Below are 12879 nucleotides of genomic sequence, written 5' to 3' on the forward strand. Positions count from 1 at the left end.
CGGCTCTGCCAATCGGATTGCATGCAGGTGCCCTCTGTCCACTGTCGTGGCCAGAGGGCACCCGCGTTTGCGGAGATCTTCGTAGTTGCCGTTTTGGCGTGTGAACACAGAACTGTGAGTGGCAGCACCTGCGTACGATGGTTCGACGACATCGGCATACGGTCACCGCGACGTCCGGTGCTCCCGAATTCAGAGGTAGCCGACCGCGAGGTGACGCATGGTAGGGACGAGTCGCTTTCTGCGCCTTCTCCTAGTGCTGGCCGTTGTACTTGCGGCTTCGTTGATCGGCATCCTCACGCGCCCACCAGGTTTGCTCGCGACATTCTGGTGCGCCAACGCCATTCTGCTGGGAATGATGGTCAGATGGCCGGTCCTGATCGAGTGGCCGACGTGGATCGCTGCGGCTGTCGGATACGTCTGCGCTGACCTGATCACCGGCAACTCGCTCTCGCTTGCGGTGCAGTTGAACGGGGCGAACCTCGCCGGAGTCACAGTCGGTGTTCTTGTTCTGTACTACTTGAAGCGCACACCGTTCCGATTGGTCGATTCGCAGTCACTGGTGTGGATGGTCTTCGTCTCGTTCGTCGCGGCGACTGGTACCGCGGCCACTGCCGGCGCCTTGGACCGGCTCTTACGCGGTCAGTCATTTACCGACACGTTTTTCCACTGGGGCGCCACCGAGGTCATGGCGTACCTGCTGGTCCTTCCTCTCATTCTCACTCTCACCATCCCGTCGAGCCTTGCCGAGTTCCGCAGCAAACTGACTGCCAAAACTGTCGCCGCTATGAGCGTTCCGCTACTCGCCACTGCAGCCTGCGTGCCGATCGCCCTGAGTATCGAAGGGCCGATCGCGCTGGTCCTTCCGATTCCGGCTCTCCTGTGGTGCGCCACTCGCATCTCGGTTCCGAGCACTGCCTTCGTTTCCGTGGTCTGGTCGGTGTGGTCGCTCATGATGGCGGGTAGCGGTCGACTCGATATCGGTGATCAAGCCGCCTCGACGTGGAACGAGGACGTCATCACGTCCATTGCCGTCACGCTGATCGCGTTGGGGCCGATCGCGGTTGCCTGTGCGACCGAGGAACGTCGCGCTGCCGAGCGTGAGCTCTTCCTTGCTGTCGAATTCGACCATCTGACCGGGGTCCTCTCGCGTGGTGCGTTTCTCGGGCATGCGGAATCGGAGCTTGCCGCCGCGGCCCGCACACAATCCCCGGTCGGCCTGCTGATGCTCGACCTGGACCACTTCAAGAGCATCAACGACACGCATGGACATATGACCGGTGACAGCGTTCTCGCGAACTTCGCCGAACGGGCCGCTGACCGATTGTCGGACGGCGATCTGATCGGAAGGCTCGGCGGCGAGGAGTTCGCCATTCTGCTTCCGGACTGCAGCTACGCGCGAGCAGTCGATGTGGCCGAGGCGGTCCGCGGCGCGCAAGTCGAGTACTCGGCCGAATCAGAAGTGACGAGCACCGTCAGTGTCGGCGTCGCGTGGGTCGATCATGCGACGCCGACGTTGACCACCCTCATGAGCGTCGCGGACGAGGCTCTGTACGAAGCCAAGCGCGCCGGGCGCAACCTCGTGAAAGTGCGCCGGCTCGGCAACGATGCATTGCCGCAACGGAATTCCGAGCCCGATATGGCCACCCGCACCTATCGCAAACCTGACATACCACGAACGATCAGGCGAGGATTTGGCCGCGAAGGTGTGGTGGACGGCCGATAACCGCGCTGACCTGCATCGGGATTGGCATATAGTCGCACCCATGCAGCTTGATTCGACGCCTTCGCCCCTGCCGACGCTTCCGCTCCGATTCGGAACTCCTCTGACCGAGAACTCCATCCGCGTGATGATGTTGGGATCAGGCGAGTTGGGTAAGGAAGTTGTCATCGCGTTGCAGCGTCTTGGCGTCGAAGTGATTGCGGTGGATCGGTATCCCGATGCCCCTGGGCACCAGGTGGCTCATCGTGCGCATACCGTCGACATGACCGACCCGGAAGCGCTGCTTGCCGTCATCGAGTTGGAAAAGCCTCACTTCGTGGTTCCCGAGATCGAGGCCATTGCGACGGATGCGCTTGCACTCGTTGAAGAACGCGGGGCCGCGGTGGTCATTCCGACCGCCCGCGCCACCCAGCTCACGATGAACCGTGAGGGGATCCGTCGGCTCGCGGCCGAGGAGTTGGGCCTGCCCACTTCGCCGTACGCTTTCGCGGACTCGCTTGCCGAAGTGCAGGCAGCGACAGACCGAATCGGTTTCCCGTGCGTCATCAAGCCCGTCATGTCCTCGTCGGGGAAGGGACAGTCGACGGTTCGATCCGCCGAAGATCTCGACGCCGCATGGGATTACGCGATGGCCGGAGGTCGTGTGAATCACGGCCGGGTGATCGTCGAGGGTTTTGTCGATTTCGATTACGAGATAACACAATTGACGGTTCGCGCCGTCGGTGAGAGCGGTCAGGTCGAGACGTCGTTCTGCGAGCCGATCGGGCACCTGCAGGAGGCCGGTGACTATATCGAATCGTGGCAGCCGCAGCAGATGTCCGCAGTTGCCCTCGCCTCGGCCCGAGACGTCGCCGAGAAGGTGACCACGGCTCTGGGCGGGCGAGGCATCTTCGGTGTCGAGCTATTCGTGAAGGGCGACGACGTCTTCTTCTCCGAAGTGAGCCCACGGCCGCACGACACCGGATTGGTGACTCTGCGGACGCAGAGACTTTCGGAGTTCGAGCTGCATGCCCGCGCGATCCTGGGCTTGCCGGTCGACACGACGCTCACGGTGCCGGGAGCATCGGCGGTGATCTACGGCGGAGTGGAGGCCAAGGGGATCGGATTCGACGGCGTCGCCGAGGCACTCTCGGTTCCCGAGACGGACCTGCGGCTCTTCGGCAAGCCCGAGAGCTTCACGCGTCGTCGCATGGGTGTTGCAGTGTCGACGGCCGCCGATGTGCCGACTGCACGCGCCCGTGCTCGCGAGGCCGCGTCGAAGGTGCGTCCCGTCGGATGAGTCCTGTGGCCGAGGTCCTCGTCGGGCTGGTCATCCTGGTCGGTCTGATCGGTGTCGTCGTTCCGATTCTTCCGGGGACACTTCTCGTTTTCGGTGCAATTCTGGTGTGGGCGATCATGACCGGTGGCGCGACGGCGTGGACGGTGTTCGCGCTGTCGACGCTGGCACTGGTGGTCACCGGGATCGTGAAGTACACCTGGCCAGGCAAGCGGATGAAGTCCGGGGGAGTGCCCAACCTGTCGGTGGTGGTCGGCGGCGTCGTCGGCATCATCGGGTTCTTCGTGATTCCGGTCGTGGGCTTGTTCCTCGGATTCATCGTCGGAACGTATTTCGCCGAACTAGCGCGGCTGCGCCGTTACGACATCGCCTGGTCGTCGACGCTTCACGCGGTGAAGGCAGTCGGATTGTCCATGCTGGTGGAACTGTTCGGAGCGCTGATCGCGGCGGGGCTGTGGCTGGGAGCCGTCGCGTTCACTTGAGCGCAGCGGTACCAGGAGCGGGCGTTGTCGCACATGACCGCGGCCAGGTCGTCGCCGACAGCTTCGGCGATCACGTCCAGGTCGTGGACCTCGAACGCTCGACGTGCCCGTGTGCCGGGTAGATCGGTGCCGAACATCAGCGCAGCGGGGTTGACCGCGTGGATCTGGCGAAGCACGTCGCCGACGTCGGAGATGGTGGTGCGGCCGAACCCGGTGGCTTTGACGCGTACCCCGCGGTCGACGAGGTTGAGGAGATACGGCAGTCCGCGGGTGGACATTCCCAAGTGGTCGATGCTCACCGCCGGCAATTTGGCGAATACGGGTTCCAGCGACAGCAACAGCGTGGCATCGACGTAGAACTCGGCGTGCCAGCCGACCAGATCGAATGCGCGGTTGGCGAGATCGGCGAGTAGACGCAGGTCGGTGGCGCCTCGGCGCAGATTGAATCGGACGGCGCGCACTCCCAGCGCGTCCAGCGCAACGATGTCTTCATCCGTCGCATCGAGCGGCAAAGCAGTGACGCCCACCCAGCCTTCGCCGAGCTCGGACAAGGCGGCTTTCAGGTATTCCTGGTCATTGCCCTGGTACGACGCGGTCACCACAGCGCCGCCGTCAACACTCAGGCCCTTCAGTGAGGCAAGCCGGGCCCGGTAATCGGCCACGGTGAAGGGCTCAGGCAGGTACCCGTGATTCTCGACCAGCGGGAAGCGCGGGTCGATGATATGCACGTGGGCGTCAAACACGGGGTCTATTTTGCCCTGTTGCCTTGGGTCCCCGCACACACCACCGGCCCGATGTGACCTGGGTCGCGTCGGGCCGGTGGAGTGTTTCTGTTCAGTTACTTCTGCGCACTCAGTTCGCGCGGTCGGGCTCGGATGCCTTCAGCATGTCGTGACGCTCGACGACCTTGATGCGCTCACGGCCTTCGGGCTCGCCCAGGCTGCGCTCGTGCGCGTCGAGGCGGTACCAGCCCTGCCAGGTCGTGTACGGCACCTGCTTGCCTTCGAGGAACTCGATGACGGCGTTCTCGTCGGGGTTCGCGGCGCCGGCGAAGCCGACGGAATCCTCGAGAAGATTCGCGACGGTTTCGTTGGCGTCACCCTTCGTGTGGCCGATGAGGCCGACGGGGCCGCGCTTGATCCAGCCGGTGACGTAGGTGGCCGGCATGAACCGGGCTGCGCCCTCGGCGTTGTCGTCGGCGACGACGCGTCCGGCGTCGTTGGGGACGGTGCCCGCCTGGTCGTCGAACGGCAGCTGCGTGACGTTCTGCGAGAGGTAACCGACGGCGCGGTACACGGCCTGGACATCCCAGTCCTTGTACGTGCCGGTGCCCTTGACGTTGCCGGTGCCGTCGAGCTGAGTGCGCTCGGTGCGCAGGCCGACGACCTTGCCGTCTTCACCGAGGATCTCCGTGGGAGATTCGAAGAAGTGCAGGAACAGCTTGTGGGGGCGGGCTCCGACGTCGCGGATTGCCCAGTCCTGCAGCGTGTTCGCGACCATGTCGACCTGCTTGGAGTTGCGGCGAGCCTGCTCCGAGCCCTCGTCGTAGTCGATGTCCTCGGGGTCGACGATGACCTCGATGGTCGGGGAATGGTCGAGCTCACGCAGTTCGAGAGGCGTGAACTTGGCCTGGGCCGGGCCGCGGCGTCCGAAGACGTGAACCTCGACGGCCTTGTTGTTCTTGAGGCCCTCGTAGACGTTGGCGGGGATCTCGGTCGGCAGCAGTTCGTCGCCGGTCTTGGCGAGGACGCGGGCGATGTCGAGCGCAACGTTGCCCACGCCGAGGACGGCGACCTTCTCGGCTTCGAGCGGCCACGTACGCGGTACGTCGGGGTGGCCGTCGTACCAGGAGACGAAGTCGGCCGCGCCGTAGCTGCCGTCGAGTTCGATACCCGGGATGCCGAGCGCGCGGTCGGCGTTGGCGCCGGTCGAGAAGATGACCGCGTCGTAGAACGACTGCAGGTCGTCGAGGGTGATGTCGGTGCCGTAGTCGATGTTGCCGAGCAGGCGGACCTGAGGCTTGTCGAGCACCTTGTGCAGAGCGGTGATGATGCCCTTGATGCGCGGATGATCAGGCGCGACGCCGTAACGAATCAGGCCGAAGGGCGCGGGCATGCGCTCGAAGAGGTCGATGCTGACGCCGCGGCCGGAGACTGCGGTGTCGGATTTCATGAGGGCGTCGGCGGCGTAGATGCCGGCGGGGCCGGCGCCGACGATCGCGACCCGGAGTGGGCGGTTGGAGTCAGTCATCGTGAGGACAGCTACCTTCTTCGAAGTTCGGACAACATATCGACAAGTATCCAATTTAGCCGAACCTAAGCACAGTGCCTCGGTTGCGGCCGAACGGATCCACACTCTCACTCGATCGGTTGTGGGTAAACCTATTCTTTCTTCCCATTCTCCCGTTGTCTCGGGTATTCGGGGTAGGGGCCTGGTCCTTGACGGGCCACAATTTCAAGTTGTGGGGGAGTATTGGCGTTATGAGTGACGAGCTTCGCGAATCCGACAACATCGATGGCAAGAAGGCGTCTGCGGGGCCGTTCCTCTTGGCTGTTGCCATCGTCGCCTTGATCCTGGGTGGAATCTTCGTCGCATCGTGGATCTCGCCGGCCGAGGAGAACGTCACCGAGTCGGACCGCGTGAGCCGCTCCGTCACCGACTACGTCGATGCCGAGAATCGAAATGACGCGGAGACGGTCAAGACCCTGACCTGCGCGAGCTTCAATTCGAGCACTGGTCCGATGGCCGGAGTCGACGGGACGGTCGAACTGAAGGGTGTGGACGGGGTCGTGGTCAACGGCGATCGCGCCAGGGCCGACGTGACGATCACCGGCGGCGGAGCGGGCGAGCGGGTCTCGACCTGGGCCCTGACCCGTGACGGCAACCGTTGGGTCGTCTGTAACTGACGGCCCGCTCAGGCGCTCACGGCAGTCTTGTGAAAACATGGACTACGTGAGTTACGCAGGCGATCTGACGCCGGAGCAAGCCTGGGAGCTGCTCCGCGAAAACCCCGACGCCGTGCTGGTCGACGTGCGGACCGATGCGGAGTGGAAGTACGTCGGTGTCCCCGATGTTTCCTCCCTCGGCAAGCAGGCCGCACTGATCGAATGGGTGAGCCACCCGACCGGCGCGCGCAATGACAACTTCGTCGACCAGTTGAAGGAAGCCGGCATCACCGCCGATTCCTCCGGGTCGGAGCGTCCGGTGATCTTCCTGTGTCGATCCGGACAACGTTCCATCGGTGCGGCGGAAGCTGCGACTGCGGCGGGCATCGGCCCGTCGTACAACGTGCTCGACGGGTTCGAAGGCGCATTGGGTGCCGACGGACATCGCGGACTTGTAGGTTGGCGGGCCATCGGCTTGCCATGGAGGCAGCAGTGAGCGGAATTCCCCAGGGTGGCGCATTTCAACGAGCGCTGCCGGACGACGTCGGTCTCGGCACTCTCGGAGTTCGCGGCGGACTGATGCGTACCGGGTTCGAGGAGACTTCCGAAGCGCTGTTCCTCAACTCCGGATTCGTCTACGAGAGTGCAGAAGCCGCCGAACAGGCCTTCACCGGCGAGGTGGATCATTTTGTCTACTCCCGCTACGGCAATCCGACGGTCAAGATGTTCGAAGAGCGTTTGCGTCTCATCGAAGGCGCGGAAGCCTGCTTTGCGACGGCCAGTGGAATGTCGGCTGTCTTCACAGCGTTGGGCGCGCTGTTGGGCAACGGCGACCGATTGGTGGCTGCTCGCAGCCTGTTCGGATCCTGCTTTGTCGTGTGCAACGAGATCCTTCCGCGTTGGGGTGTCGAGGTCGTTTTTGTCGACGGTGAAGACAATGCGCAGTGGGAAGAAGCGCTCTCGGTGCCGACCACTGCGGTGTTCTTCGAAACGCCGTCCAACCCGATGCAGTCCCTCGTCGACGTTCGGCGGGTGTCGGAGCTTGCTCATGCTGCCGGGGCAAAGGTAGTGCTGGACAACGTCTTCGCGACGCCGCTTCTGCAGCGCAGCCTCGATCTGGGCGCCGACGTCGTGGTGTACTCCGGTACCAAGCACATCGACGGTCAAGGCCGCGTGCTCGGCGGCGCGATCCTCGGAACCGAGGAATACATCAGCGGTCCCGTCCGAGAACTGATGCGGCACACCGGTCCTGCGCTCAGCCCGTTCAATGCGTGGACTCTGCTCAAGGGTCTCGAGACCATGCCGGTCCGTATTCGGCACTCCGTGGCTTCGGCACTCGAGATCGCCGAATTCCTCGAAGGGCACTCCGGCGTCAAGTGGGTCAAGTATCCGTACCTGACTTCGCACCCGCAGCACGAGCTCGCGAAGTCTCAAATGAGCGGCGGCGGAACTGTAGTCACGTTCGAGCTCAATGCGCCTGACGGCGAGGGCAAGAAGCGGGCGTTCGAGGTTCTCAACGGCCTGCGCGTCATCGACATCTCCAACAACTTGGGTGATTCCAAGTCGTTGATCACCCACCCCGCAACCACAACGCACCGGGCCATGGGGCCGGAAGGCCGTGCAGCAGTGGGTCTTACAGACGGAGTTGTCCGTCTGTCCGTCGGGCTTGAAGACACGGCTGATCTGTTGGCTGATCTGAAGCGAGCTCTGGGGTAGTCCCGTCGCAAGCCGCGGAGGGTTTCGAGGGTAGTGCCGTCGAAGCTCTCCGCTCAGATTGGCGCCAATTGTTGTGTGACGAGGCTGAGGCCGGCCATGTTCAGGGTTCCACCTGCGCTGAGTGGGTCGTTCGGAAGGATGCTGAACGCCACGGTTACCAGAACGTCTTGGGCATTCTGCGCTGAGGTGAGGTCACTGCGGATCTTGGGAGTCAGTGTGCTGTTGTACAATTCGACGTTCGACTGTGTTGTTACATAGGTTCTGAATGCGTTGACAGTAGTTGGCAGGGTGCCACCGGCAAGTGATGGGTCCGCGGTTACCGATCCTCGCAACCGAGGGCCAGTAGCTGAAACCGGTGAATAGCAGTAGTAGACGTAGTCGTAGCCGGCCCGCAGTCTGAACGAAGCGATATCGGCAATTTCGGTGTAAATGTTCGGGTTGGGGTCTGGGGCGTACACTCTCTCGGACCACCCGCTCGCGCCGTCTTTGACACACGCCCCGAGGGACAACGTGCCTGCCGTGACCTTCGCGCCCGACAGTGATTCCTGGTCGACCCATTTTGCGAGTGAGTTTCCCCCGCCGAGCATGACCGCCAGCGCGACGGTCGCTGCAAGCGCACCCTTTATTTGTCTCTGCATCAGGGCACCAAGTCCTCGATCTCGGCCGGAAGTTCGCCCGTTGCTGTCTGTCGCACTCCCGCTCCGGTTGTGAATTCGACGAATTCCGCTCCTGCGGTGCCGATGATCCACAACTGATTGGTGCCGGATAGCCAGTGCAGTACATCGGTCGATTCGATGGACGTGCGATAGATCCGAGTCCCGAGCGCGTCGTACACGTCAAGCAAAATTCCGGTGTCGCTGTGGATTCTGCGGGCGGTGTATGAATCCGGACCGGCTGAGACGAGGTCGGATCCGACCTGTGTTCCAGTCGGGGGCGGGGCAGTTGTTGTCGCTGTGATCTCGGCGGTGGTCGTGGTTTCCGGTGTAGTGCTCGCAGTAGTCGTCGGCGTGGTTGTCGTCGTTGTGGTCGACGCAGACGTGGATGGAGTCGGTTCGGTGGTACCTGTGGTGGTGGTTGCCGTCGGTGTTGTTGTTGCCGGAGTAGTGGTTACGGTCGACTGAGTCGATGTGGGCGCACTGGCAGCCATTCTGCTGGCGGCGCTGGTTCCGGAAATCATCGAGCCACAGTATGTTCCACCGAAGAGAAGACCTTTGCTCAGACTGAAGCCCGTCCATGTAGGGGCCGTCAGTCCGTTTTCAATCGAGTAAATTCGTACTGTAGAGGTGCCGCTCAGATCGAGAAGTGCGGGTGGGAGCGTGATGTCAACGGTATTGGCGCTCTGCATGTTATCGCTGTACGTGGTGCCGTCGGGCTTGAGTACCAGAACACGATAGGTGTAGGTTCCCGCCCCTGGCGCCGTCCACGTGATTCGAGCACTGGAGGCAAGAAGGCTCGGCGAATAGTTCTCGCATGTGAAGGTCTGGACTGTGGCGAACTGGCCGGTCTTTGCGGTTGCGGTGTCGGTGATCATGGCGGCGGTGTTGCCGATCGGTGACATCGCCAGCAGTGCGCCCAGTCCGGCAGCTGTAACGAGGATCAATTCCCTTTGTCGCCAGGGTGCTGTGAGGATGCGCGACGAGACCTGCGTCGAACGTGAACGAGGCGAATTGTGTTCGGGCACAGTCGGAGTGTCGTTGGGTATGCCCTCTGCAGGCATGCCGCCGCTCGGTGGACCTTCGCCGCGCGGTGCTGGACGAAATGCGATCATCAACAGGGTGCCGGCGAACAATCCGCCGGCGAAGATTCCGATCGGACCGGACAGCCACGCAAGTACGTAGCCGACTCGACTCATGCTGAATACAACCAGGTCTGCGTCGGCGACCGCGTATGTTTCGCTGTCGGGAGCATTGTTGGCGTCACCTTTGAGTGTCAGTGACGACAGATTGTTGTCCAGCTGATCGATTCCGTACACGCGGTGAGTGAGTCGATCTCCGCCGTTGGTGGTGACACTGACAATGTCGCCAACCGTCAACTCGGATACCGGTTGGGATTTCACAAATGCCAACGAGCCCGTCGGTATTGCGGGAGACATCGAGCCGGATCGAAAGACGACGGGTTTGATGCCGAATGCCAATGACAGTGCCGTGGCGACGATGCACAGAACTCCGAGGACGGCGCCTGTGGTCAGAGCAGCTTGCTTGAAGCGATTGATCGTGTCCGGGCGGTTGGGATGTGACATATCGATTCAGACCGCCGTTCCCGCGATGTTGAGTTGCGTATAGGGGAGGTTTCCGCCTCCCGGAGTACCTGCGGCCAGAGTCATTTTCACGCACAGAATCCTGCTGGCCCCAGCGGCCAGCGTTATCGGGCTTGCGAGGAGCGCCGCTGTACTGCCACCGCCGACCAGCGCGAGCTCTGCCTTTTGCGCAGTGCCGGAGCACGCCGATCCAGAGGATGTGCTATCCAGATACACCGAGATTTTCAGCGCCGCAGCGAAACTCGGCGGAGTCGATGCGGGAGACTGGGCCGTGATGCCGAGAGAGGCACCGAAGGACCCGGTGTTCTTCACGGTCAGACTCTGTGTCACAGCGGTTGTGGATGTCATGGCGCTCGACGACAGGGTGATGGTGATGTTCTTTGCCTCGGTCACACCAGTGCTCGATGCGACCAGGTTGACGGTTCCCGCGGAGAAGTTTCCTGACGTGGATGTTGCTGTTGCACCCCAGGCCGCCATGGTGCTCAACGTGCCGACTCCGAGCACCATACCGAGTGAGAGCAGCGCCCGAATACGAGTGCTTCGGGCTCCGGAAAAACGCTGACGCAACGAGCTGTCATTGCCCGCCATGGTGCACACCATCTTTCGTCGACCTAGTTGTTTCCGGATCTGCGGTGTCAGCTGAAACGTCTGGTGCGGATCCTTGTGGCTCGCTCCGGTTCTTGTTGCGAGAGCGCATACTTTCACGTGTCCCGCTGGCGATCATGTACAACGCGTACACACCCAGCGTGCCGACCGTAACGGTGAGGATGATCTTGCGCTGGTCGCCGGTCAGCCAACTGTTGACGTGTCCAAGGTAGGGAACCGAATACCACACCTTGCCGCGAATCTGTACCGGGAGCACCGGTTTCTCGTCGGGGGTGTTGTTGGCGTCGCCCTGTGTGATGAACGTGCGTTCGCCTTTGGTGTTGATGCTCATCGAAATGATCCGATGCGTGACAACAGTCGGCTGGCCTGATTCGAGTTGGTAGGTGATAGGCATGCCGACGGTCAGATCGCCCTTGTCCACAGGTTTGACAATGATGAGTGTGCCCGGTTCGTAGGTAGGACGCATAGAGCCCGTGAGGATCGTAAATCGTTGTGAGCCTGTGACGATCGGTATCACGATCGTGACGACGATGACCGCGCACAGAGCGAACAGCAAAACCCAGGTCACAACTGAGCTGACCCACCACAGCGGGCCGGTCCGTTCACGTCGATGGGAGTGTTTTGTAGTCATTCACCTGCGCCTGTCATCTCGATCGAGTCCTACGACTGTTTTGCCGTGAAGGTGAAAACGAGCTTGGTCGACACCCCGCCCAGGGTGGTTTCTGCCATGTTGACCGACGCGCGCATGCACCAGACCGTGGAACTGCCGTTGGCCAAAGAGATTCCGGGGTTCGCGGGCAACGGGTATGCGGCGTTTGTTGCCACTCCCGAATAGACCTGGGCTCCGGGGAGGGCAGTGCCTGTGTTCACGGTGTTCGGACAGTTCGCGGCACTCGTCACGGTCGACATCTTGAGGTCGAGAACAGGATTTGCATTGGTGGCAGTCACCGAGGCCAATCGAAATGTCAGTGCCGCGTTGTTCGTAGCCGGATTCACGATGGTCAGCGGCATCTGAACGGCCGTCGTTGCTGTCATCGCTGAGCCCGCGAACGTGCTCCAGGTGTAGGTGCTGGCGGCGTTGGCAACCGTAGAACCAACCTTGAGTGCAAACGTGCTACCACCGGCGGTCAGTACGTCGTTGCTGATCGGGGCAGCGGACTTCCATAGCGCGCCGGTGCCTTGCGCTGATGCGAACATCAACACAATCACCGACGCGCCCGCAAGGGCTCCCCAAGCTCTCCCCTTCATAGATCGCTTATGCCGGGATGGCTTGCTGTTGCAGCTTGATGGCGAGGTTCGACAAGTTGACCGACGCGCCCTGAGCCACAAGAAGCTGGACGTCAGCGAAGGTCAAAGTCACCTTCACCGTCACAGGTTTGCCGTTGTCGGCTTCGGTCAGTGGGGATGCGGCCGTGACTACGGTGCCGCCTACGGTCACCACCGTTGTTGCCGTGATGTTGTCTTTGAGTTGATTCGCGGTGGCTCCTGGAGCCGCCGTCGTGCCTGCCGTGATGGTGCTCGTGTCCGCTGCGATAGTTGCAGCGAGGCGATCGCCATCTGCGGTGATCGAAGTTGTGCAGTCGAAAGTGAGCACTTCGGTCGGCACAATTCGCCATGCGGTGATATCCGCAATCGGCTTCACCGTGGGGTTCGTGGACTGCCACCCCGTTCCGGATACCGGGGCGCAGGGAGCGAGCTGCAACGTGCCCGCTGTGACAGCGCCGCCGCCGCCGACAACTTCGCTGTCACTCCACATTGCGAGCGAGCCCGCACCACCGAGGAGGAGGGCGCCGGCCGCCGCAGCAGCGATCGCGCCCTTGGTCTGCTTCTTCATGAAAATCTCATTTCATGTCTGGGACCCGAAATGGGTCGTTCAGACATGAGTATCAGCCACGGCAAACGATTCGTTACTACTTTTTCGAAATTTATTTTTCGAC

Annotated in this window: 14 protein-coding genes; 6 read left to right on the top strand and 8 right to left on the bottom strand. The window is 62.1% G+C overall.

From position 1 onward, the window contains the following. The first annotated feature begins 217 nt into the window (after window positions 1–217). Genes ABX74_RS09460 through ABX74_RS09470 form a run of 3 tightly spaced genes read left to right on the top strand, consistent with a single transcriptional unit; the run spans window position 218 to window position 3478 of the window. A complete protein-coding gene (locus ABX74_RS09460) occupies window positions 218–1723 on the top strand; it encodes a GGDEF domain-containing protein (protein WP_020906657.1) in 1506 nt (501 codons plus the stop codon). A 40-nt stretch (window positions 1724–1763) separates the two neighbouring features. Continuing rightward, the gene (purT, locus tag ABX74_RS09465) at window positions 1764–2999 is read left to right on the top strand and encodes a formate-dependent phosphoribosylglycinamide formyltransferase (protein ID WP_021343268.1); all 1236 of its coding nucleotides are present in this window, start codon (window positions 1764–1766) and stop codon (window positions 2997–2999) included. After that, window positions 2996–3478: a DUF456 domain-containing protein gene (locus ABX74_RS09470; RefSeq protein WP_019749482.1), complete on the top strand. Its 483-nt coding sequence runs from the start codon at window positions 2996–2998 to the stop codon at window positions 3476–3478. The genes purT and ABX74_RS09470 overlap by 4 nt, the downstream gene beginning before the upstream one ends. Here the strand turns inward: ABX74_RS09470 and ABX74_RS09475 are convergent. After that, window positions 3382–4221, bottom strand: coding sequence for an amidohydrolase family protein (locus ABX74_RS09475; RefSeq protein ID WP_047888721.1), 840 nt, complete (start codon window positions 4219–4221; stop codon window positions 3382–3384). The genes ABX74_RS09470 and ABX74_RS09475 overlap by 97 nt on opposite strands. Window positions 4222–4330: 109 nt before the next feature. Then, window positions 4331–5728: an FAD-dependent oxidoreductase gene (locus ABX74_RS09480; RefSeq protein WP_019749484.1), complete on the bottom strand. Its 1398-nt coding sequence runs from the start codon at window positions 5726–5728 to the stop codon at window positions 4331–4333. A 230-nt stretch (window positions 5729–5958) separates the two neighbouring features. Between ABX74_RS09480 and ABX74_RS09485 the strand changes: the two genes are divergently transcribed. Genes ABX74_RS09485 through ABX74_RS09495 form a run of 3 tightly spaced genes read left to right on the top strand, consistent with a single transcriptional unit; the run spans window position 5959 to window position 8079 of the window. Then, the gene (locus tag ABX74_RS09485; protein WP_019749485.1) at window positions 5959–6384 is read left to right on the top strand and encodes a hypothetical protein; all 426 of its coding nucleotides are present in this window, start codon (window positions 5959–5961) and stop codon (window positions 6382–6384) included. Window positions 6385–6430: 46 nt separating this feature from the next. After that, entirely contained in the window at window positions 6431–6859 is a 429-nt protein-coding gene (locus ABX74_RS09490) for a rhodanese-like domain-containing protein (RefSeq protein ID WP_007726822.1), read from the top strand. Further along, complete coding sequence (locus tag ABX74_RS09495) at window positions 6856–8079, top strand: O-succinylhomoserine sulfhydrylase (RefSeq protein WP_029538600.1); 1224 nt, start codon at window positions 6856–6858, stop codon at window positions 8077–8079. The genes ABX74_RS09490 and ABX74_RS09495 overlap by 4 nt, the downstream gene beginning before the upstream one ends. Window positions 8080–8132: 53 nt before the next feature. Here the strand turns inward: ABX74_RS09495 and ABX74_RS09500 are convergent, their stop codons facing one another. Genes ABX74_RS09500 through ABX74_RS09525 form a run of 6 tightly spaced genes read right to left on the bottom strand, consistent with a single transcriptional unit; the run spans window position 8133 to window position 12776 of the window. Further along, complete coding sequence (locus ABX74_RS09500; protein WP_047888722.1) at window positions 8133–8717, bottom strand: alternate-type signal peptide domain-containing protein; 585 nt, start codon at window positions 8715–8717, stop codon at window positions 8133–8135. Next, window positions 8717–10318, bottom strand: a complete 1602-nt coding sequence (locus ABX74_RS09505; RefSeq protein WP_047888723.1) for a signal peptidase I — start codon at window positions 10316–10318, stop codon at window positions 8717–8719. Before ABX74_RS09505 ends, ABX74_RS09500 begins: the two co-directional genes overlap by 1 nt. Before the next feature lie 6 nt (window positions 10319–10324). Then, window positions 10325–10924: a hypothetical protein gene (locus tag ABX74_RS09510; protein ID WP_042951104.1), complete on the bottom strand. Its 600-nt coding sequence runs from the start codon at window positions 10922–10924 to the stop codon at window positions 10325–10327. Then, window positions 10911–11573, bottom strand: coding sequence for a signal peptidase I (locus ABX74_RS09515; protein WP_047888724.1), 663 nt, complete (start codon window positions 11571–11573; stop codon window positions 10911–10913). Before ABX74_RS09515 ends, ABX74_RS09510 begins: the two co-directional genes overlap by 14 nt. A gap of 29 nt (window positions 11574–11602) precedes the next feature. Beyond that, window positions 11603–12190 carry a hypothetical protein gene (locus ABX74_RS09520; RefSeq protein WP_135000266.1) on the bottom strand — a complete coding sequence of 196 codons (588 nt, stop codon included), beginning with the start codon at window positions 12188–12190 and terminating at the stop codon, window positions 11603–11605. 7 nt (window positions 12191–12197) lie between these two features. Further along, entirely contained in the window at window positions 12198–12776 is a 579-nt protein-coding gene (locus ABX74_RS09525; RefSeq protein ID WP_007726829.1) for an alternate-type signal peptide domain-containing protein, read from the bottom strand. Window positions 12777–12879 lie beyond the last annotated feature (103 nt).

The sequence above is a fragment of the Rhodococcus sp. ARP2 genome (genome assembly GCF_001029585.1).
Taxonomy (GTDB): Bacteria; Actinomycetota; Actinomycetes; order Mycobacteriales; family Mycobacteriaceae; genus Rhodococcus_F; species Rhodococcus_F erythropolis.